Below are 19348 nucleotides of genomic sequence, written 5' to 3'. Positions count from 1 at the left end.
ATCAACTATGATCCATGAACTAAAAATTACTTGAGCCAATGGTATACGATAAAGCTCGCCGTATAAGCCAGCGCGGTCATATAGGCAAACTGGGCAGCGGGCCAGCGCCAGTCTTTGGTTTCGCGGTAAACAACGGCCACTGTACTGGCACATTGCATGGCGAAGGCATAAAACATCATGAGGGAGAAAGCCACCGCTAAGGTAAATACCGGCTCTCCGGTTTGCGGATTTTTAGCCTCGTGCATTTTTTGCTGAACCGATTGCATCTTATCGGCATCGCCCTCCACGCTGTAAATGGTGGCCATGGTGCCCACAAATACCTCGCGGGCAGCAAAGGAGCTGATGAGGGCTATACCTATCTTCCAATCGAAGCCAAGGGGTTTAATAACGGGTTCAATAACATGACCAAATACGCCGGCGTATGAGTTTTCCAGTTTTTCGGATGCGATAACTTTGCTGAGGCTATCCGGCGTCATGGTTTTGGTATATTGAGGCTGGGCGTATTGTTTATCTATCTGGGCAAACCTGTCGCCGGGGCCATATGATTTCATTACCCACAGGATCACCGAGACCGCAATGATCACTTTACCGGCCTGCAGTACGAACGTTTTTGAACGGTCATACATCGTAAAGATCACGTTTTTCCACCTTGGCATGCGGTACACGGGCAGTTCCATAATAAAATAGCCGCGTTCGCGGGCTTTGAGGATAAACTTCATCACAAAAGCCACAATAATAGCCGAAAAGATGCTGAGCACATACATGGCAGTAAGCGCGAGGCCCTTCATATTAAAGATCCACCAAACGTTGCGGTTGGGCACTACCAATGAAATAAGCAAGGTATAAACCGGTAAACGGGCAGAGCAGGCTACCAGGGGGGTAACCATAATGGTGATCATCCTGTCCTTCCAGTTTTCGATAGTACGGGTACTCATGATAGAAGGCACCGCGCAGGCAAAACCGCCGATAAGGGGTACTACCGATTTGCCGTTAAGCCCTACCTTGCGCATCACCTTATCCATCATAAAAGTAACGCGCGACATGTAGCCTGTATCTTCCAAAATAGAAATAAGCGCGAAGAGGATGGCGATCTGCGGGATAAATACCAATACTCCGCTCAGGCCGGCCAATACCCCATCGATGATGAGGCTGCTCAGCGGACCGGCAGGCAGTATTTTAGCGGCGCCGGCCTGCAGCCAGATAAACAGGTTTTCGATGAGCGACATCGGGTATTCCGACCATGAAAAGATAGCCTGGAATATGAACAGTAAGATGGCGAAGAAGATCACAAAGCCAAACACTTTATGGGTAAGGATCTTATCTATCTTGTTGCTTATGGTTTCGTCGTGCGCCGTTTCAGCTTTTTTAACCGTATCGTAAAGCAGGTCGTTGATGAAGTTGTAACGGGCGATGGTTTCCGTAGCCTGCGCCTTTTGCGAGTGGAAAGAATGCTCACGCTCCAGTTGTTCAATCCGGTCGCTTTCGGCTGCTGAAAGGTAGCTTAGCGTTTCGTGCTGGTGGGCAAGTTGCAAGGCTATATATGGATTTTCAACCTGCATCTCCCCTTTTATTTGCGCTATGATGCCCGGCGCGATGCTTTCGATATCAATAGTATCCTGCTGCAATGGTACGCTGTTGGCAAAAGCAATGGCGCTTTTAAGCTTGTCAATGCCTGTATTTTTCCTGGCGGAGATAGGGACTACCGGAACGCCCAGTTTTTTGGCAAAAAGATCAATATTGATTTTGATGCCCGCCTTGTCCGACACATCTACCATGTTAAGCGCCACCACTACGGGGATCTTGAGATCTGCGACCTGGGTATAAAGCAGCAGGTTGCGTTTTAAATTGGATGCATCAAGGATCACCACAACCAAATCGGGCACCATGCCTTTTGATTTATCGGCCAGTACCGAAAATACGATGGATTCGTCTTTACTTTTGGGATAGATGCTGTAAGTACCCGGAAGGTCAATTATTTCGGCTGTGCGGCCGTCAGGCAGGGTACAAAAGCCTGTTTTTTTATCAACAGTAACCCCCGGAAAGTTTCCGATTTTTTGATTTAGCCCGGTTAGTATATTAAAGAGAGTTGATTTACCGGTATTTGGATTTCCTACAAGTGCAACTCTTATATTGGTTTTCAACGCTTACAAACTACTGCAAAATGATGGTGGATGCTTCAAACCTGCGTAAGCTAAGCTGATAACCAGATACGCTGATGGCAATAGGATCGCCAAGTGGAGCGATACGCGAAATGCGAACCTCTTCGCCGGGTAAACAGCCCATCTCCATCAGTTTTACTGACATTTCAAGATCGGTAAATTCCTTTACAATACCAGTTTCGCCTATTTCCAGTTGTGACAGCTTCATCATTTATAATATAAAACGTAGCAAATGTAAGCTTATTTATATTAAATCCAAATAAGATTTGCTATGATGTGCAGATTTTAAATAGGCAGTTGTACAAATGACTTTAGTATGAAGCTTGTACGTATACAGGGGGGGCAGACAGGCAGATTTAGGATATGCAAACAGGTTTTAAATTGTATTGACAATGCTTTACTGACACGATTATGTCAGTGTTCAATTTTTAAAAAGCGGGTGTTCAACGTTTAATTTCTAAAAAAATGCAAGTCGCTGATTATCAATGATGATGTGTTCATGTTGGGTGCTTTGCTAATAGTTAGTAAAATTAAGTATCTGATTATCAGCGATGTTTTTTTTGAAAATAATTCCAAGTGTTTACACTTTAAAAAATTGAACACCCGTAATTGATAGTAAATGTGCTTTGCTGATATAGATTTACCTGGCTAAGCCATCATTTGCACATCTGCACATCTGGAATCGGCAGATTTAATTTCCCCGAAATGCGGACAGCCGCAACCCTTATGGAAAATGCCGCATGATGAACCTGCTGTTAACAGCAGCGCGCCTAATAAAATGACCAGTTTATTTTTTTTCATTTTTTTCCAATTGCCTCAACAGTTAGCATTACACTAAAAATCCCCATACACGCTCCAAGTACATCGCAAAAAAGATCGTTCCAGTCGCCGCTGCGCCAGGTAAAAACAGATGCCTGCAGCACTTCAATAAGCGCCCCGAAAAATACACTGGTTGCCCATATCACGAATGCCCTTGTATACGTAATCTGCCGTGGTTTTTGTTGCCTGATAACGCCAAAACAAACCAATACAATAAGGGTGAAAAACAAACCGCAGTGCGTGAGTTTATCAAAGCCCCTAAAAAACAGCGGGGATTTATCAACAGAATCAAGATGTACCGAGCAAATAATTAAAACAAATAAGGCCCACAAAATAGCGGGCCCATGATATTTTAAAAACAGCTTCATCTTATACGCCGATAACCGTTTTATAATCGCCGGCAGATAAAAGTGAGTCAGCATCGGCAGCATCAGCTACGGTGATCTTTACCATCCAGCCTTCGCCATATGGGTCGGTGTTAACCAGTTCGGGTTGGTTATTTAATGCCGGGTTAACTTCTGTTACGGTGCCGGCAACAGGCATAAACAGGTCTGATACCGTTTTTACTGCTTCAACGGTGCCAAAAACTTCGTCTTTAGCAACCTCTTTACCTAATGAAGTAATATCAACATACACAATGTCGCCCAGTTCGCTTTGAGCAAATTCGGTGATGCCTACGGTAGCTACATTGCCTTCAACCTTAATCCACTCGTGGTCTTTGGTGTATTTTAATTCAGCCGGAAAATTCATGTCGTTAAATTTTGTGTGCTCAAAAATAGTAAAACTTTGGCTTTCGCAATTATTGATATGTAAATTATAAAATCATCATTTTCTATATGGCATAGCAATGATTTATCAGCGATAAATTTGTAATTAAAACTTTCTTTCGGCAGATGCCATCCAGTCATCCAGGGCCTTCCGTTGGTCTGGGTTGTTTTGCAGCCACTTTGCTCCCGCTGTTTTATCGGCGCTTAAGCTAATTAATTTAACTGCTGTTGAAAAGCTTTGAGATTGGGCCAGCTTATAAAAGAAAGCCGCGTAATAATCCCAAAAGAAGGATTGCCTGCCCGGCTTTTCGCCAAGTTTGCCAACCGCCGTAAAAATGTTTTTCAACTGGGTTTCCAGCTGACCGTCAGAAACCGAAACGGCGGCGCTTAGGGTTTTATTTAGTAACAGGGTTTCCGGATCCGCTTTAGCTGCTTTCAGGTCGCCGCCTTTTAGTAAACTTTGCAGGTTGGTATAGGCTTCATCTGCACGGGGTCCCTCCGGGTCAAGTAAAAGGAAACTACACAAACCCATTAATGCCGGTACCCTTTTGTTTTGGTGGAAAGTTACCAGCCCGTATAAGCGTTGGCTATTAGCATGTTTAGGATCGAGTTTAATGGCTTCAATGGCAGCCAGCTCGGCATCGGCATATTTTTGCGCGCGGAAATAGGCTATCCCCAGGTTAAAATACAGCGGCTGATACCCCGGCTTCAATTTAATCCCCTCTTTATAAGCGTCGATGGCCTGTTGGGGTTGACGTGCAGTATCATAAATGCTGCCCATTAATTCATAAGCAGGCCCAGTTAGGTCGCCACCTGTTTTTATCACTTTGTTGAGATAAGGCACCGCTTCCGTACCCTTGCCTGATGCAGCAAGGCTGAAGGCCAGCTGATAGTTGGCCTGCGCGTTATCTGGCTCGGCGGCAAGTGCCTCTTTATATTTTTCAATAGCCGCCGAATAATTTTTTTCGCTGTTAAGTTTGATACCCTCCTTAATAATACTATTGACATCCGTATTTTGAGCATGCGCCAACCCTGTGCTAAGCACGAGGGCCATAATAAACAAGCCTTTTTTCAACAAAACCATACTTAAACATACTAATTGTGCTAACTAACAGAAAATTTTAAAACTTTAATCAATACCTGCTGTATAATTTCTAATTTTCGCATTCGTTTAGTGTGAGATAAATTGATTTATGAGATTAGTGTACAAAAGCCTGGTAGTGTTTGCTGCCCCCCTGTTACTGTTAGCCTGTTCATCCAAAAATAAAAACAAAGACCAATCGCAATCGCAGGTTGCCGCCAGGCCGCTTGATACCACGGCGTTGCTGGCCTACAATCCTAAAAATGCTGATAAAAAGATAGACGCCGTAATGCAGGAGCTGCATCGTACCCGCGGTTTTAACGGTAATGTGCTGGTGGCAAAAAAAGGAAAAATAGTTTATGAAAAAGCCATTGGCTGGGCCGACTACCTGCATCGCGACAGTCTGAAAATAGGCTCGCAGTTTGAGCTGGCTTCGGTAACTAAAACTATGACATCAACCGCCATCCTCCTGCTGATGGAACGCGGCAAATTGAAGCTTGACGATGACGTTAAAAAGTTTTTCCCTGATTTTCCCTACGATGGTGTAACCATTCGCTTGTTACTTACCCACCGCTCGGGTATGATGAATTATGTATATTTTATCGACGATATTTACCGGAAAAATCACCTGAACCAGCGCAAAGGACTTACCAATGCCGAGGCTATGAAAATGATTGCCGATTATAAGCCAACACGTTTCAATGAACCGAATAAACGCTTCCTGTATAACAACTCCAACTTTATGGTGCTTGGTTCCATCATTGAAAAAGTGAGCGGAATGAGCTATGCCCAATTTATGCAGGAAAATGTGTTTAAACCAGCCAGTATGGCACATACCCATGTTTACTCAAAAGCGGTTTATGATAAAATCCCGGTTGATGTGGTGGGGCACGACCGCGGCCAGTGGCGTTATTCGGTAGTGCAGAACTTTTTGGACGGCCCGGTGGGTGATAAAGGCATTTACAGCACGGTTGGTGACCTGTTCCTGTTTGATCGTGCTCTGCGCGCGGGGTTGTTATTAAAACCGGCCACGCTTGATTCGGCCTATGTGCCGCGCAACCCGATGGTGCACGGACATTTCAACTACGGCTACGGCTGGCGTACATTTACAGCACCGGGCGAGGAGGTAATTTATCATACCGGCTGGTGGCATGGGTTCAGGCATATTTACCTGCGGGATATGAAACACGACATTACCATAGTATTGCTTACCAACCTGGCCAACGGGAGTTTATTAAAGCTCGATGACTTGTTTAAAGCTGCTGGCATGCCTATTGTACGTAAAAGCGCATACAATGGTAATGGCGATACCAGTGATGATTAATTTTTTTGGTGAAAGGTTTATTGAGTTGATTTGGTGAGTGGTTTTAATAAACCGATTGATCACCTTTCCTCAATCCGTATTCCAACCATTCACCTAATCAACCACTCACTAAAAACTAGAAAATCATGTTTGATAAATTAATGGAAGCCCAGCAAAAGGCTGGCGAAATGAAAAAACGCCTTGATGCCATCAGTGTATCAGGCACAGCCGAGGGCGGCAAAATAGTTGTGAACGCTAATGCCAATAAAGTGATCCAATCGGTACAGATAGATCCTGATTTTTTAGCCGGTGCCGACAAAGAGGAACTGGAAGAGTTATTGGTTGTTGCGATCAACAAGGCTCTTGAACAAGCCGAAAACATCAGCCAAAGCGAAATGGCTGCCATGACCCAAAGTATGTTTGGTGGTTTAGGCGGCTTGGGTAATATGTTTGGCAAATAAAATTATACCATCCATCTTAAAAATGTCATTTCGATGAGCGAGGGCGGGCAACACCGGCTGTGCGAAGAGAAACCTTATACGCCATGCATAACAAACTGTGCTAAGTGAGTTTACAAGGGCGTACAGGATTTTCTCCCTATTCTGCATGTGCAAGTCTTCCCGGGCTCGGTCGGAATTGACATTAACTTTAAAGCTGCCCCTTGCTTTTTTTTGTTCAAAAAACTGCTGTAACTTTTCTGCCAATAAATCAAATCGGGATTATAAGTGTTTACTTTTGAATTAGGTTAATAAACTATTTTCTATGAAAACTACTTACTATGGCCAGTCGGCCCTTGAGATTGTGACTGGTGGAAAGAAATTACTTTTCGATCCGTTTATAAGCCCTAACCCGCTGGCAAAGGATATTGATATCCACAGCTTGAAGCCCGATTATATTCTGGTATCGCACGGGCACGGCGACCATGTGACCGATTTGTTGGAAGTTGCCAAAAGCAGTGGTGCAAAAGTAGTTTGCATTGCCGAAATTGCCGGATGGCTTGGTACTAAAGGCATTGAAAATGTACATGGCATGAACATTGGCGGTGGCTTTAACTTTGATTTTGGCAGGGTTAAAATGGTAAACGCTATACATTCAAGTACCTTGCCCGATGGCTCGCCGGGTGGTAATCCTGCGGGTTTCTTAATTTATGCAGAAGGAAAAGTGATCTATTTTGCAGGCGATACTGCGCTTACCTATGATATGAAACTCCTGGCCGATGAAAATCTCGACTGGGCATTTCTGCCTATAGGTGATAATTATACCATGGGTGCGGATGATGCCATTAAAGCGTCGGCGTTTATCAATTGTAAAAACATCATCGGCATTCATTATGATTCATTCCCGGTTATTAAAATTGACAAGGATGAAGTAACAGAGAAGTTTATCAAAGCAGGCTTGAATTTGAAGTTGCCGGCTATTGGCGAAACTATTGAGTTGTAAAAAAACACATCAAATAAAATAATCGTCATTGCGAGGTACGAAGCAATCCCCATGAAGCAGAGCGGCTGTACAAGTCTCTCTGTAAAGTTTGGGATTGCTTCGTACCTCGCAATGACGGTTGGAGATATTTTCAAACGTAAACAGCCCCGGCATTTTGCCGGGGCTGTTTACGTTTGATACCACCGGACTTAAACTTCCGGCTTCAGACTAAAGACTTATTTTCTCTTCATCTTCATGGTGTCTTTTTTCATGATGGTATCTTTTTTCATTTTTTTCGTTTTCTTCTTCTTGGTAGTATCAGTTTGCATAATGCCTTTTGAGGGGCGAACTACTGTACCGTGAGCGAAAACGCTGCTGAACGAGATCGCTGCTAAAGCGATCATACATAGTGCCTTTTTCATAGTTGATTATGTTTTAGATGGTTAGTTCTATCTATAACAAATTAACTATGGTTTGTTTTTTTTATTTTTTAATTAAATAACCGTGCCGCTTGGTATTATAGCCCGTTTCTTAACTACAACAATGCCATCCTGCACGGTATGGGTTCCATAGTCACCGTCTTCAAGTTTTTCGCCGCAGTTGATGGTTACGTTATTACCGATGTAAGTATTTTTATCAATAATGGCGTTTTGGATATGGCAATTATCGCCTATACCCATAATTGGCGAACCGCTTTCTTTACATTCGGCAATTTCCTCAAGGGTTTGATAATTGTCGCTGCCCATTACGTAACAGTTTTCGATAATGGTATTAACTCCAATGCGGGTACGAATCCCTATTATAGAATGGATGATCTGTTTGGCATTGATAATACAGCCGTCGGCAACAATAGATTTTTCCATCAGCGTGCCTGATATTTTTGACGGCGGCAACATGCGCGCACGGGTGTAGATCGGGTTTTTATCAAACAGGTTAAACTTGGGGATGTTATCGGTTAAACCCAGGTTGGCCTCGAAAAATGAAGGGATAGTACCAATATCTGTCCAGTAGCCTTCGTATTGATAGCTGGCTACGCGATGGCCTTCAATTGATTGTGGGATGATCTCTTTACCAAAGTCGGTACGCTCGTTGCCTTCAAGCAATTCATATAGCAATTTTCGATTAAAGATGTAGATACCCATTGACGCCAGGTATACACGGCCTTCAGCTTCCATCTCCGGACTAACCTCTGACGCCCAACTTTCAAAATTGCTTTTAGGTTTTTCGATAAATGAGGTGATCATGTTGTTTTCGTCAGTTTTCAGGATCCCGAAACCCGGAACGTCAGCCGCATCAACAGGGATGGTAGCTATCGAAATCTCGGCATTGGTTTCGATATGATGGTTGATCATATCTTCAAAATCCATCTGGTACAACTGATCGCCCGACAGGATCAGCACATACTCAAACTCATGGACCGCCAAGTGGTGTAAGCTTTGCCTCACAGCATCGGCCGTACCCTGAAACCAGGCCACGCTTGATGGTGTTTGCTCTGCCGCAAGAATATCAACAAAAGCATCACTAAAACTGCTGAAGTGGTAGGTGTTTTTGATGTGCTTGTTTAACGAGGCCGAGTTAAATTGCGTTAACACATAAATACGCGTAATACCCGAGTGCAAACAGTTTGAAATGGGAATATCCACCAAACGATATTTACCCGCAATTGGAACTGCCGGCTTTGACCGCGTTGCGGTAAGCGGTGATAAACGGCTGCCCTGGCCGCCACCGAGCACAATGGAGATTACTTTGGATGTCATAAAGTTAGTTTTAAGCTTTCGTATAGTTCAGTGTATTGTTGTGTTGAGCGTGCCCATGAAAAATCAAGGGCCATCATTTGCTTGCGGAGCTGCTGCATTTTTGCGCTATCCTGGTAAAGTTGTTTTGCCCTGAAAACCGAGTGGCAAATATCTTGTACGCTGGCCTGTACAAAGCGGATCCCGTAGCCTCCCTCATCGCCAAAATCAATGACAGAATCTTTCAATCCACCAGTAGTACGTACAATTGGCATGGTGCCGTAACGCAGTGCATAAAGCTGATTAAGGCCGCAGGGCTCTACCCGCGATGGCATCAGCAGGAAATCGGCCCCGGCATAAATCAGGTGCGCCAATGACTCGTCATAGCCAATAAAAGCATTACAATGTTCAGGATATTTATTTTTAAGCTGAAGCAGCGCCAGTTCATTTTCCTTATCGCCGGCCCCTAATATGATAAAGTTTACTTCGCCTTCGTTTTCGAGCAGGCTGCGCTCAATGGCGGCTGGCAACAGGTCGGCCCCTTTTTCAACAACCAGGCGACCGATAAAAGTGAATAACGGTTTTTCGGGATCGAGCTCAAAGCGTTTGCAAATAGCTTCTTTATTAGCCCTTTTGCCTTTGGCCAATGTTTTAGCCGAAAATTTGGTTGGGATCATCGGGTCGGTTTGCGGGTTCCAAACCTCGGTGTCGATGCCGTTCATGATACCGTAGCCCTTTGCCCGTTCAATGTAAAACAGGTACTCCAAACCATTGGAGTTATAAGTAAGCTCCTCCAAATAAGTTGGAGACACCGTTGTATAACGCCAGCTGCATTTAACCGCGGCGGCAAGTGGGTTGATCCCGCCCGCCCAGTCAAGCAAGCCCGTTTTGGTCAGGTCAATTTCAGGTAATAAGGATAGCCTGTCCCAGCCGAAAGCGCCGTGGTACTGGCCGTTGTGTATGGTAAATATGGTTGGGGTATTGGCCAGCCTTGTATATAGTTTGGAATGATAAAGTAAAAACGGGACTAACCCGGCGTGGTGGTCATGACAATGGATCAAATCAGGCGTTTGCTGTGAATAACTGATCCAATCTAAAAATGCCAATTGAAAAGCCATGAACTGGTCGCGCTCATCAGGGTAACTGTAGATATTTTCCCTGTCGAGCAAGCCAGGAATTTTTACTAAATAAAGTTCAAAACCAAGTTTATTTGTTTTCTCTTTCAGTATCTCGAAGAAAAGACGGCGGTTGCCAAGCAAGGTTGCTGCGGCAAAAATAATTTCGAATTCGTTTTCCTGGGTAAACTTACGGTCGTAAAAAGGCATGACAACTGCAGCCTGCAAACCTGCAAGGTTCTGGTACTTAGGCAATGCGCCAACAACATCGGCAAGCCCGCCAACTTTAGCAACGGGATAGCACTCGGCACTCAAATGGTATATTTTCATTCAGGTTTTATTGGCTCAATTTAAGCAAAGATTACCAAAAGAGAAACCCGCGGCAATTAATATAGTTTTGTAAAATTTAGATTAAAAGCGCTGAAATTTTATTACCGTTAAGATGTTATAGTTGTAAAAATGATAGGGAAAAAGGAAAGGGATAAGTATAGGTTAGTGTATTATGAAGAGGGAAAAATAGTCTTATATTGCAAAATGCATCATAAATTATAAATATGTCATTGCGGTGTCCGCCAGGATAGCCCGAAAAATCGTGATGGCGTGTAAAATATATTTAGCGATATTGTGTGTGGGCCGCGTTAGGGATTGCAGTGAAAAGCCCGGAGCGTGCGCCGGACTTGTATGCGGGTAAAGCGAGGACTTGTAGCGGAAAGCCCGGGCCGCAGGCAACGCCCATGTTATACAATCGTTCAAAAGTACAATTAATAATCAGTAGCTTACAGTCATGTAATTATAAGCGAAGCGTGGCAATCACATACTATATAGGTTCGCTCTGTACAGCATGCGATTGCTTCGTCGTTTCTCCTCGCAATGACATTTTAGTCACTTTAACAACGGGCGCTTAATGCGCTTCCAGCCAGTTTAAGCCAGTTCCAATCTCTACCATGATGGGTACCTCGGTTTTGATGGCGTTTTTCATGTGGTGCATAATGATCGGTTTCACGATCTCTACCTCATGATTAGGCACGTCAAACACCAACTCGTCATGTACCTGCATGGTCATACGGGCATCCAGCTTTTGCGCTTTAAATTCCCGGTGAATATTGATCATGGCTATTTTGATCATATCGGCAGCCGAACCTTGTATGGGCGCATTGATAGCATTTCGCTCGGCAAAACCGCGAACGGTTGCATTGGCCGAATTGATATCGCGCAAATAGCGGCGGCGGCCCATCAGCGTGCACACGTAGCCATTTTCGCGGGCGAAGTTCATGGTATCGCTCATGTATTGTTTAATGCCGGCAAACTGCACAAAATATTGCTCGATGATCTCGGCAGCCTCTTTACGCGGAATCCCCAGGCTTTGTGATAAGCCAAAGGCCGACTGGCCGTAAATAATGCCGAAGTTAACCGCCTTGGCGTTGCGGCGCTGATCGCTGGTTACCTCATCAAGCCCGATACCGTAAACGTTGGCAGCAGTAGCCGTATGAATATCATGGTTATCAATAAAAGCCTGCATCATGTTAGGATCCTTGCTGATCTCGGCTATAATGCGAAGCTCGATCTGTGAATAATCGGCAGATACAATGGTATGGTTGCTGTCGCGTGGGATAAAGGCTTTCCTCACCTCGCGGCCGCGCTCGGTACGGATTGGGATATTTTGCAGGTTGGGGTTAACGCTGCTCAACCTGCCTGTCGCGGCGACGGCCTGATTGTATGAAGTATGTACCCTGCCTGTTTTAGGGTTTACCATCTGCGGCAGCGCATCTACGTATGTTGATTTTAATTTTTGCAGCTGGCGGAAATCCAGGATATCGCGCACAATATCACTCTTGGCGGCTAATGAAAGCAATACATCCTCGCCGGTCTGATACTGGCCGGTTTTGGTTTTTTTAGCCTTAGGATCAAGCATCAGTTTTTCAAACAGCACTTCGCCCAATTGTTTTGGCGAGGCAATGTTGAATTTAACGCCCGCCTTTTCGTAAACCGTTTTTTCGTACTGAGCGATATCGGTTTCCAGTTGCTTGCTAAAATCGCGCAGTGTATCGTGGTCTATTTTTACGCCTTCGTACTCCATATCGGCCAGTACGTAAATAAGCGGGTGCTCTATTTCATTCACCAGTTTTTCGCCTTCAACCTCTTTTAGTTTAGGCTCAAAAACATCTTTTAGCTGCAGGGTGATGTCGGCGTCCTCGGCGGCGTATTCTTTTATTTTTTCAAAATCCACATCGCGCATATTGCCCTGGTTTTTGCCTTTGGGGCCTATGAGCTCGGTTATGGAAACCGGTTTGTAGCCAAGGTAATTTTCCGACAGGATATCCATATTGTGGCGGGTATCCGGATCAAGGATATAATGCGCCAGCATGGTATCAAACAGGGTGCCTTTTACTTCAATGTTGTACCACTTCAGCATCAGGATATCAAACTTGATGTTTTGCCCTATTTTGCCGATATTTTCATTTTCAAGCACCGCTTTAAATTCGGTAACAATGCTTTGCGCCCCTGCCTGGTCAGCAGGAACGGGTACATACCAGCCCTGGCCAGGTTTAACAGAAAACGACAGGCCTACCAGTTCGCAATGATTAGGATCGGTACCGGTGGTTTCGGTATCAAAGCAAATGGTTGGCTGCTGCGCTAATATTTTGATCAGTTCGGCCCGTTTTTCAAGGGTGTCGGCCAAATGATACTCATGCGGCGTATTGTTAATATTTTTGGCAGCGATGATCAGGTCCTCACGAATATCTTCCACATCAACCGTCATGGTGGTACGACCAGTTGCCGTTGGATTGCCAAAAAGATCTATCTGGGTTCCGGCAGGCTTTAACTCGGTTATGCTGAAATCATCGCCAAAAACGCGCTTGCCTAAGGTACGGAACTCCAATTCGGCAAAAAGCGGCTCTAATAGTTCCTTACTTGGAGCGCATACTTCGAGGCCTTCTTCATCCAGTTCAACCGGTACATTTAGCAATATGGTGGCCAATTTTTTCGACATCAGGCCCTGCTCTTTAAACTGTTCAACGTTTTCGCGCTGTTTGCCTTTAAGCTCGTGGCTATGCTCAAAGATGTTTTCCATCGAGCCATATTGTTTAATAAGGGCTTTGGCCGTTTTTTCGCCGATGCCCGGAATGCCCGGAATGCCATCTACCGCATCACCCCATAGGCCTAAAATATCTATCACCTGGTCAACACGCTCAATTTCCCATTTCGCCAATATCTCTTTAACGCCCTGTATTTCCATCTCGTTGCCCATGCGGGCCGGTTTGTAAATGAAAATATTATCTGATACCAGTTGGCCAAAATCCTTATCAGGAGTCATACAATAAACAGTGTAGCCCTTTTGCTCAGCTTTTTTTGCAAGGGTACCGATGATATCGTCGGCCTCGTATCCATCGGAGGTGATAACCGGGATGTTAAAACCCAATATGATTTTTATAACATAAGGTAAAGCCTTCGCCAAATCTTCGGGCATGGCTTCACGATGGGCTTTGTAGCCTTCAAAATCGGTATGTCGTTCGGTTGGTGCTTCGGTATCAAAAACCACGGCCATGTGGGTGGGGGCCTCCTTTTTCAAAACGTCCAGCAGGGTGTTGGTAAACCCCATCATTGCCGAGGTGTTTAGCCCGTTTGAGGTAAACCGTGGTGTTTTACTTAAAGCAAAATGCGCCCGGTAAATAAGGGCCATGCCATCCAAAAGAAATAGTTTTTTCATAATATCATTGACACTAATTGCACGAATTTAAGCTAATTGACTCGAATTTTTTGATGCCGGTGTTTATGCAAAGAACACGATTTTTAATGAATTGCATGGTTTTAATTTCATTATCAATTTGTGTAGTTCGGTCACATTCGTGAAAATTCGTGTTTGTTTTATTTGAAGCTGCAATCAGGAATATGATCATTTACCATACCGGTAGCCTGCATGTGGGCATAACAAATAGTACTGCCGAAAAACTTAAAACCCCGCTTTTTCATATCCTTACTGATGGCGTCAGATTCGGGGCTGGTTGCCGGTATTTTGTGCCAATGATTTACGATGGGTTTTCCATCGGGCATAAAGCTATACAGGTATTTATCAAACGAACCAAATTCTTTTTGTATACCGATGAACAGTTTAGCATTGTTGATAGCGGCTAATATTTTAAGTCTGTTACGGATGATACCCTCATCGTGCATTAAGCGCTCAACATCTTCATCGGTAAAAGCTGCCACTTTTTGCACATCAAAATTGGCAAATGCCTTGCGGTAGCCTTCGCGGCGGCGTAATATAGTGATCCAGCTAAGCCCGGCCTGTGCAGATTCTAATATCAGAAATTCAAATAAGGTATGATCGTCATGAACTTCTTTGCCCCATTCCTCGTCATGGTATTTGATATATAATTCGTCGGTGCCTGCCCAGGAGCAGCGGGTTAAGTTGTTAGTTTGATTGCTCATTATATTGTCTTAGGTAGGAATAAATGATTGAAAATTTGGTGATTTTTTGCTGGCCTAACATGTCTATTACATTTTTGATCTCGGGGTAAGGGGTTTCTCCGTCGGCCATAATAAAAATACGTGTTAAACTATTATGTTTTTCGAAGGTAGCTTTGCGCGATTCTTTTATCCATTCGGCTAATTCATCGAGCCTTAATCCCGGTTGATTGTAATAGTCTGTAGCGTTGTAGTAACCCGAAATATATTTTTTGATTTGAGCCAATGGCGTTCCGATCACATCCGTTTCGCCAAATTTATTTATCTCAGCTGGTGTGAAATCAGTGTTGTATTTATTTCCTATTTGTTTGAGTGTTGCTTCGCGTATATCTGGAGCATCAAGCTTTAGCATTAACTTTTTTTGTCCGATAAGTATAGTGGTAATGGTGAAGTAGCTATCAGGATCTGCAGTATTAAAAGAAGACCCCGTTGGCAAATTGATCAAAATAGGATAACGTATTGCGGGACGACCACTCAGCATGAGAAATGATAACACGATCAATAATAAATTGAACATCGGAAACATGTCTACGTCAAAATGCTTTCTGCGGAATTTAGGTCTGTACATGGTGTGAAAAGGTTAAGTAAAGGATTAAACAACGGCATTACAAGGAGCGAATCCTATACTGCTAAACAGGAACTCGCTTCACTCCTTATAACGACGTTGTTGCGTACTTATTTCACTTCATTTAACTCATCCCAATACTCAACAGCCCTGCGGTAATGCGGAATAACTATTGATCCGCCAACCAAATTGGCAATCATAAAGATCTCGTTCATTTCATCATGGTTGACGCCGGCTTCGTGGCATTTGCCGAGGTGGTATTTGATACAATCGTCGCAGCGTAAAACCATACTGGCTACCAGGCCGAGCATTTCTTTGGTTTTAACATCCAGTGCACCTTCGGCATAGCTGGTGGTATCAAGCGCAAAAAAGCGTTTAATGTTGGTATTGGCGGTTTCCATGATCCTGTCGTTCATTTTAGAGCGATAGGCGTCAAATTCTTCTACAAGTTTTCCCACGGGGTGTTGTGTTTGTTAATAAAAATTTAAGCTAATTAAGCTAAAATATTTAGCATTTAAAAGATTGGATCGTTATTTTTATGGCGTTAACCAAATTCTTTACACACTAATTATGGAAAGTTTATCACCTAACATTTTTGTAAACGATATTAATGCAACCATCAGCTTTTATGAACTGCTTGGTTTTAAAGTGGCAATGAGTGTTCCCGAAACCGGGCCCGATCTTGTTTGGGCAATGATGACCAATGGCAGCGTTACCATGATGTTCCAAACGTTTAGCAGTTTAGCCGATGACCTGCCTGAGATAAGCCGAGTTGATGGCGGCTCATTACTGTTGTACATCAACCTGAAAAATATCCGTACCTTTTTTGAAGAGATAAAGGATAAAGTAACCGTATTAAAAGTACTTGAAGCAACCTTTTATGGTGCAACCGAATTCTCGATAAAAGATAATAATGGTTATGTGCTTACTTTTGCCGAGCATGAATAATTAACTTATTGATTAACAAATCGTCATTGCGGAGACGAAGTAATCCCCAAACAGCAGAGCGACTAAGCAAGTTTCTCTGTATAGTTCGCGATTGCTTCGTACCTCGCAATGACGCCTTTTTCATAATATGATCAACTTTAAACGCGCCGACCATATCCAGGTTTGTGTTCCGTTGGAACGGCTGGAAGAAGCAAGGATTTTTTATACCGACGTTGTGGGTTTGCAACGGATAGAACGACCAGCCTTTAATTCAAAGGGCTACTGGTTTCAGATATCAGATATCCAGCTTCATTTAAGTACTGAAGATGCTTTACCGCGCACATCGCGACATACCGCCTTTGAGGTTACTGATATTGCAGAAGCGCGCCGCCATTTGGAAAGCTATGGCGTTGAGTTTTGGGAAGAACCTGTTCTTCCGGATCGCACGCGGTTTTCATTTATCGATCCGTTTGGGAACAGGATGGAATTGCTGCAGTTTACGGAGTGAATTAAATTAACAGATGATGAGATAAAAATATGTCGTTGCAGTAACCATCAGGGAATCCTGGAAAAAAACTAAATGACGTCTCCGCGTTGGTATATTTAAGGTATGGTGCGTAGGGCAGCGTTAGGGATAGTAGCGGATAGCCCACAGCGTGCGGAGACCTTGTGTGTGGGCAAGGCGAGGACTTGTAGCGGATAGCCCGGGCCGGAGGCAACGCCCACATTATCATTAAAAACCAAAATTCACTTTTGATAATCAATAACTTACAATCACGTCATTATAAGGAGAAACGACGAAGCAACCACATATACAGGGCGGTTATGCTTCCGTGCGATTGCCGCGCTGCGCAATGACATGGTTAAATGAGTTTAGCGGGAGTTTACAACGCCAGCTCCACCATCGGGTCCCAAAAATGCGATTTGAAATCCTGGATCTGATCATCAACTACTTTTACTCCTTCACTTTCCAGCATTTCGGCCATGCGGTTACCGCCAAAGTGGGCTTTTGCTGTCAACAAGCCCTGACGGTTTACTACCCGGTGCGCTGGCACCGGAGGTTTTACGTTCCCGGCTGCTGCCTGCATTGCCCAGCCTACCATCCGCGATGAGCCTTTGGTACCAAGATAGGCTGCAATAGCGCCATAGGAGGTTACCCGTCCGGGTGGAATGAGCCGGGCTACCTGGTATACTTTTTCAAAAAAATTAATGTCCTCCATCAGGCGTTTTCAGGAAATGAAAACTTAAGGTAGTTAATGTTTTTGTTATCCTTTAAATATTTTTTCTCGTAGTAAGTTTTGATAGAAAGCACATCGTCTGCATATTCCGAATGATAAAGGTCTTCGGTTCTGGCGTGAAGGTTTAGCTTTAGCTCGTCAATTTTTTCGACGGTATAGGCGTGTAAGCCATCATTATCCGTTTTAAGGTTAACACAGCCGCCCGGCTTTAGCGTGATGATGTATTTATCCAAAAACCGGGGCGATGTCAGTCGCTTTTTTTCGCGGCTTATCTGCGGTTGCGGATCTGGAAAGGTGATCCAGATCTCATCTACTTCGCCGGGAGCGAAATAATCGAGCAGGTTCTCGATCTGAATGCGCAGGAAAGCAACATTGGGCACACCATCTTCAATAGCTGTTTTTGCACCGCGCCAGATGCGGTTGCCTTTATAGTCGATACCAATGAAATTTTTATCAGGGAACATGCGGGCAAGGTTCACGGTATATTCACCTTTGCCGCAGGCCAGTTCAAGCACTACCGGGTTGTCGTTCTTGAAAAATTCGCGGCTCCATTGGCCTTTGAAAGGTTTGCCGGCATCTAATTGCAATACATTACTAAAGGTTTCAACCTCGGCAAAGCGCCTTAACTTATCTTTTCCCACTTTACGTTTTTAAAATAAAGCGCAAAAATATTGAAATTATTTTAACACGAATGATTTGCGTGCTGTAGAGCAATTAAATCGGATTACACGAATTGGTTTAATGGATCTGTATAGCAGGTTTGAGAAATTCGAATAATTGGAAAAATTCATGTAGAAATTATTAACACGAATTGATTTGTTTATCGCTGAACAATTAAATCGAATTGCACGAGTTAAAAAAATGAATTTAATTCTAATTCGTGAAATTCGTCTCAATTCGAAAAATTCGTGTAAAAATTATTATACTACTGCCCCGCCCACCGGCTTAACATAGGGCGCGGGCTTATATTCAGCATCTTCTTTCTTTTTAGTGAACTTGGCGAAAAGCGCTTTTGCTTTGTCCCAAATGCTGCTCACGGTATCCTCATTAACATAATTTGAAGCTTTTTGTGATACCAGGCCAACCAGTGTTTTTACCAAAAAGTTGGAGTGTTTAAAAAGCGTTTTATTCAAGGTAAGCGGAATCACGAACCTGGAGATGAGGTTGAGAATATCGGGATGAAAAAAACTGGTATTTTTTACACCATCAGTATCATTTGAACGCGGGAACAGCGTAAGCACAGTTGAAAATAAAGCAGAAGGACTGTTAACGCGCGCCTTCAAAGCCACCGATTGCTGTTTTTCAAGCGTTTTTAACCTGAATATTTCGGCTTGCAGATCGCTGATGTTGGTGATATGAAGATCCATGGTTTATCTTTTAAATATTTTTTGAATAAAGATGTTGATAAGCGGCCTTTCAAGGTGTCGTTTAAATATCTTGATAAACATGGCTATCAAAAAGTAAAGCACGGCAATACATCCAAAACCCATCCAGTAAGAGTGTAAAATATCGGCAAGAAAAAAGCCTAAAGTAACACTTGCAAAAAGAAAAGCCAGTACCATGCTTATTACAGTCACCAGATCGGCAATGATGCTTGCTAATATGGAGGTACCACCTTCAATAGCTTCGTATTTTAAAAGCTTAAACCGGGTTTCGGCATATTCCTTTAACTGATCAACTATTGGGGGTACTGGTGGTTGAGTCTCTTTTTTATCTTCCATGAGTAAGGTTATATATCCCGGATGTTTTATCCGC

22 protein-coding genes are annotated in these 19348 nt (G+C 43.7%); 5 read left to right on the top strand and 17 right to left on the bottom strand.

Going from position 1 to position 19348, the window contains the following annotated elements:
• Positions 1 to 26 precede the first annotated feature (26 nt).
• The 6 genes from feoB to IEX80_RS17815 all read right to left on the bottom strand — a co-directional run bounded on the left by feoB (position 27) and on the right by IEX80_RS17815 (position 4829).
• Positions 27 to 2141, bottom strand: coding sequence for a ferrous iron transport protein B (gene feoB / locus IEX80_RS17840; protein ID WP_188833654.1), 2115 nt, complete (start codon positions 2139 to 2141; stop codon positions 27 to 29).
• 10 nt (positions 2142 to 2151) lie between these two features.
• Positions 2152 to 2367, bottom strand: coding sequence for a FeoA family protein (locus IEX80_RS17835; RefSeq protein WP_090532383.1), 216 nt, complete (start codon positions 2365 to 2367; stop codon positions 2152 to 2154).
• 440 nt (positions 2368 to 2807) lie between these two features.
• The gene (locus IEX80_RS17830) at positions 2808 to 2960 is read right to left on the bottom strand and encodes a hypothetical protein (RefSeq protein WP_188833653.1); all 153 of its coding nucleotides are present in this window, start codon (positions 2958 to 2960) and stop codon (positions 2808 to 2810) included.
• Positions 2957 to 3346: a VanZ family protein gene (locus IEX80_RS17825; RefSeq protein ID WP_188833652.1), complete on the bottom strand. Its 390-nt coding sequence runs from the start codon at positions 3344 to 3346 to the stop codon at positions 2957 to 2959. The genes IEX80_RS17830 and IEX80_RS17825 overlap by 4 nt, the downstream gene beginning before the upstream one ends.
• Position 3347: 1 nt before the next feature.
• A complete protein-coding gene (gene gcvH, locus IEX80_RS17820; RefSeq protein ID WP_090532379.1) occupies positions 3348 to 3728 on the bottom strand; it encodes a glycine cleavage system protein GcvH in 381 nt (126 codons plus the stop codon).
• A gap of 123 nt (positions 3729 to 3851) precedes the next feature.
• On the bottom strand, positions 3852 to 4829 hold the full coding sequence (locus IEX80_RS17815; protein WP_229701669.1) for a tetratricopeptide repeat protein: 978 nt from the start codon (positions 4827 to 4829) through the stop codon (positions 3852 to 3854).
• A 109-nt stretch (positions 4830 to 4938) separates the two neighbouring features.
• On the opposite strand from IEX80_RS17815, the gene IEX80_RS17810 reads away from it, so the two are divergent.
• The 3 genes from IEX80_RS17810 to IEX80_RS17800 all read left to right on the top strand — a co-directional run bounded on the left by IEX80_RS17810 (position 4939) and on the right by IEX80_RS17800 (position 7569).
• On the top strand, positions 4939 to 6150 hold the full coding sequence (locus IEX80_RS17810; RefSeq protein ID WP_129568956.1) for a serine hydrolase domain-containing protein: 1212 nt from the start codon (positions 4939 to 4941) through the stop codon (positions 6148 to 6150).
• Positions 6151 to 6275: 125 nt separating this feature from the next.
• Positions 6276 to 6590, top strand: a complete 315-nt coding sequence (locus IEX80_RS17805; protein WP_176625932.1) for a YbaB/EbfC family nucleoid-associated protein — start codon at positions 6276 to 6278, stop codon at positions 6588 to 6590.
• A 301-nt stretch (positions 6591 to 6891) separates the two neighbouring features.
• The gene (locus IEX80_RS17800) at positions 6892 to 7569 is read left to right on the top strand and encodes a metal-dependent hydrolase (protein ID WP_188833650.1); all 678 of its coding nucleotides are present in this window, start codon (positions 6892 to 6894) and stop codon (positions 7567 to 7569) included.
• 215 nt (positions 7570 to 7784) lie between these two features.
• Here the strand turns inward: IEX80_RS17800 and IEX80_RS17795 are convergent, their stop codons facing one another.
• From IEX80_RS17795 to IEX80_RS17765, 7 genes are all read right to left on the bottom strand, one after another.
• Positions 7785 to 7970, bottom strand: a complete 186-nt coding sequence (locus tag IEX80_RS17795) for a hypothetical protein (RefSeq protein WP_188833649.1) — start codon at positions 7968 to 7970, stop codon at positions 7785 to 7787.
• Between the two features lie 72 nt (positions 7971 to 8042).
• On the bottom strand, positions 8043 to 9305 hold the full coding sequence (locus IEX80_RS17790; RefSeq protein ID WP_090532368.1) for a glucose-1-phosphate adenylyltransferase: 1263 nt from the start codon (positions 9303 to 9305) through the stop codon (positions 8043 to 8045).
• Positions 9302 to 10726: a glycogen synthase gene (locus tag IEX80_RS17785; RefSeq protein ID WP_188833648.1), complete on the bottom strand. Its 1425-nt coding sequence runs from the start codon at positions 10724 to 10726 to the stop codon at positions 9302 to 9304. Before IEX80_RS17785 ends, IEX80_RS17790 begins: the two co-directional genes overlap by 4 nt.
• Positions 10727 to 11297: 571 nt before the next feature.
• Positions 11298 to 14105 (bottom strand): DNA polymerase I, encoded by a 2808-nt coding sequence (polA, locus tag IEX80_RS17780; protein ID WP_188833647.1) that lies wholly within the window; start codon positions 14103 to 14105, stop codon positions 11298 to 11300.
• A 158-nt stretch (positions 14106 to 14263) separates the two neighbouring features.
• A complete protein-coding gene (locus tag IEX80_RS17775) occupies positions 14264 to 14827 on the bottom strand; it encodes a DNA-3-methyladenine glycosylase I (protein WP_188833646.1) in 564 nt (187 codons plus the stop codon).
• Entirely contained in the window at positions 14811 to 15431 is a 621-nt protein-coding gene (locus IEX80_RS17770) for an ExbD/TolR family protein (RefSeq protein ID WP_090532362.1), read from the bottom strand. The genes IEX80_RS17775 and IEX80_RS17770 overlap by 17 nt, the downstream gene beginning before the upstream one ends.
• A gap of 107 nt (positions 15432 to 15538) precedes the next feature.
• Complete coding sequence (locus IEX80_RS17765; RefSeq protein ID WP_090532360.1) at positions 15539 to 15886, bottom strand: carboxymuconolactone decarboxylase family protein; 348 nt, start codon at positions 15884 to 15886, stop codon at positions 15539 to 15541.
• A gap of 112 nt (positions 15887 to 15998) precedes the next feature.
• On the opposite strand from IEX80_RS17765, the gene IEX80_RS17760 reads away from it, so the two are divergent.
• Positions 15999 to 16376, top strand: a complete 378-nt coding sequence (locus IEX80_RS17760; RefSeq protein WP_188833645.1) for a VOC family protein — start codon at positions 15999 to 16001, stop codon at positions 16374 to 16376.
• 127 nt (positions 16377 to 16503) lie between these two features.
• The gene (locus IEX80_RS17755) at positions 16504 to 16863 is read left to right on the top strand and encodes a VOC family protein (RefSeq protein WP_090532356.1); all 360 of its coding nucleotides are present in this window, start codon (positions 16504 to 16506) and stop codon (positions 16861 to 16863) included.
• A gap of 376 nt (positions 16864 to 17239) precedes the next feature.
• Here IEX80_RS17755 and IEX80_RS17750 read toward each other — a convergent pair whose 3' ends face one another.
• From IEX80_RS17750 to IEX80_RS17735, 4 genes are all read right to left on the bottom strand, one after another.
• Positions 17240 to 17575 (bottom strand): MGMT family protein, encoded by a 336-nt coding sequence (locus IEX80_RS17750; RefSeq protein WP_188833644.1) that lies wholly within the window; start codon positions 17573 to 17575, stop codon positions 17240 to 17242.
• Positions 17575 to 18234, bottom strand: a complete 660-nt coding sequence (gene trmB / locus IEX80_RS17745; RefSeq protein WP_090532351.1) for a tRNA (guanosine(46)-N7)-methyltransferase TrmB — start codon at positions 18232 to 18234, stop codon at positions 17575 to 17577. The genes IEX80_RS17750 and trmB overlap by 1 nt, the downstream gene beginning before the upstream one ends.
• A 279-nt stretch (positions 18235 to 18513) precedes the next feature.
• Positions 18514 to 18960 carry a hypothetical protein gene (locus IEX80_RS17740; protein WP_090532349.1) on the bottom strand — a complete coding sequence of 149 codons (447 nt, stop codon included), beginning with the start codon at positions 18958 to 18960 and terminating at the stop codon, positions 18514 to 18516.
• A 3-nt stretch (positions 18961 to 18963) separates the two neighbouring features.
• The gene (locus IEX80_RS17735) at positions 18964 to 19314 is read right to left on the bottom strand and encodes a phage holin family protein (RefSeq protein WP_167516304.1); all 351 of its coding nucleotides are present in this window, start codon (positions 19312 to 19314) and stop codon (positions 18964 to 18966) included.
• Between the last annotated feature and the right edge of the window lie 34 nt (positions 19315 to 19348).

Origin of the sequence: Mucilaginibacter rubeus (assembly GCF_014643835.1) — a bacterium.
GTDB classification, from domain to species: domain Bacteria; phylum Bacteroidota; class Bacteroidia; order Sphingobacteriales; family Sphingobacteriaceae; genus Mucilaginibacter; species Mucilaginibacter rubeus.
The sequence above is the reverse complement of the archived record's forward strand: the minus strand, read 5'-3'. Positions and strand labels throughout refer to the sequence as shown.

Excerpts from the sequence above, each read along its gene's own strand:
- IEX80_RS17800 (WP_188833650.1), top strand. The coding sequence starts at position 6,892 with ATGAAAACTACTTACTATGGCCAGTCGGCCCTTGAGATTGTGACTGGT.
- IEX80_RS17755 (WP_090532356.1), top strand. The coding sequence starts at position 16,504 with ATGATCAACTTTAAACGCGCCGACCATATCCAGGTTTGTGTTCCGTTG.
- IEX80_RS17805 (WP_176625932.1), top strand. The coding sequence starts at position 6,276 with ATGTTTGATAAATTAATGGAAGCCCAGCAAAAGGCTGGCGAAATGAAA.
- IEX80_RS17830 (WP_188833653.1), bottom strand. The coding sequence starts at position 2,960 with ATGAAAAAAAATAAACTGGTCATTTTATTAGGCGCGCTGCTGTTAACA.
- IEX80_RS17810 (WP_129568956.1), top strand. The coding sequence starts at position 4,939 with ATGAGATTAGTGTACAAAAGCCTGGTAGTGTTTGCTGCCCCCCTGTTA.
- IEX80_RS17760 (WP_188833645.1), top strand. The coding sequence starts at position 15,999 with ATGGAAAGTTTATCACCTAACATTTTTGTAAACGATATTAATGCAACC.
- IEX80_RS17775 (WP_188833646.1), bottom strand. The coding sequence starts at position 14,827 with ATGAGCAATCAAACTAACAACTTAACCCGCTGCTCCTGGGCAGGCACC.
- IEX80_RS17795 (WP_188833649.1), bottom strand. The coding sequence starts at position 7,970 with ATGAAAAAGGCACTATGTATGATCGCTTTAGCAGCGATCTCGTTCAGC.
- polA (WP_188833647.1), bottom strand. The coding sequence starts at position 14,105 with ATGAAAAAACTATTTCTTTTGGATGGCATGGCCCTTATTTACCGGGCG.
- gcvH (WP_090532379.1), bottom strand. The coding sequence starts at position 3,728 with ATGAATTTTCCGGCTGAATTAAAATACACCAAAGACCACGAGTGGATT.
- IEX80_RS17835 (WP_090532383.1), bottom strand. The coding sequence starts at position 2,367 with ATGAAGCTGTCACAACTGGAAATAGGCGAAACTGGTATTGTAAAGGAA.
- IEX80_RS17735 (WP_167516304.1), bottom strand. The coding sequence starts at position 19,314 with ATGGAAGATAAAAAAGAGACTCAACCACCAGTACCCCCAATAGTTGAT.
- IEX80_RS17790 (WP_090532368.1), bottom strand. The coding sequence starts at position 9,305 with ATGACATCCAAAGTAATCTCCATTGTGCTCGGTGGCGGCCAGGGCAGC.
- IEX80_RS17740 (WP_090532349.1), bottom strand. The coding sequence starts at position 18,960 with ATGGATCTTCATATCACCAACATCAGCGATCTGCAAGCCGAAATATTC.
- IEX80_RS17770 (WP_090532362.1), bottom strand. The coding sequence starts at position 15,431 with ATGTACAGACCTAAATTCCGCAGAAAGCATTTTGACGTAGACATGTTT.
- IEX80_RS17825 (WP_188833652.1), bottom strand. The coding sequence starts at position 3,346 with ATGAAGCTGTTTTTAAAATATCATGGGCCCGCTATTTTGTGGGCCTTA.
- IEX80_RS17815 (WP_229701669.1), bottom strand. The coding sequence starts at position 4,829 with ATGGTTTTGTTGAAAAAAGGCTTGTTTATTATGGCCCTCGTGCTTAGC.
- IEX80_RS17785 (WP_188833648.1), bottom strand. The coding sequence starts at position 10,726 with ATGAAAATATACCATTTGAGTGCCGAGTGCTATCCCGTTGCTAAAGTT.
- IEX80_RS17750 (WP_188833644.1), bottom strand. The coding sequence starts at position 17,575 with ATGGAGGACATTAATTTTTTTGAAAAAGTATACCAGGTAGCCCGGCTC.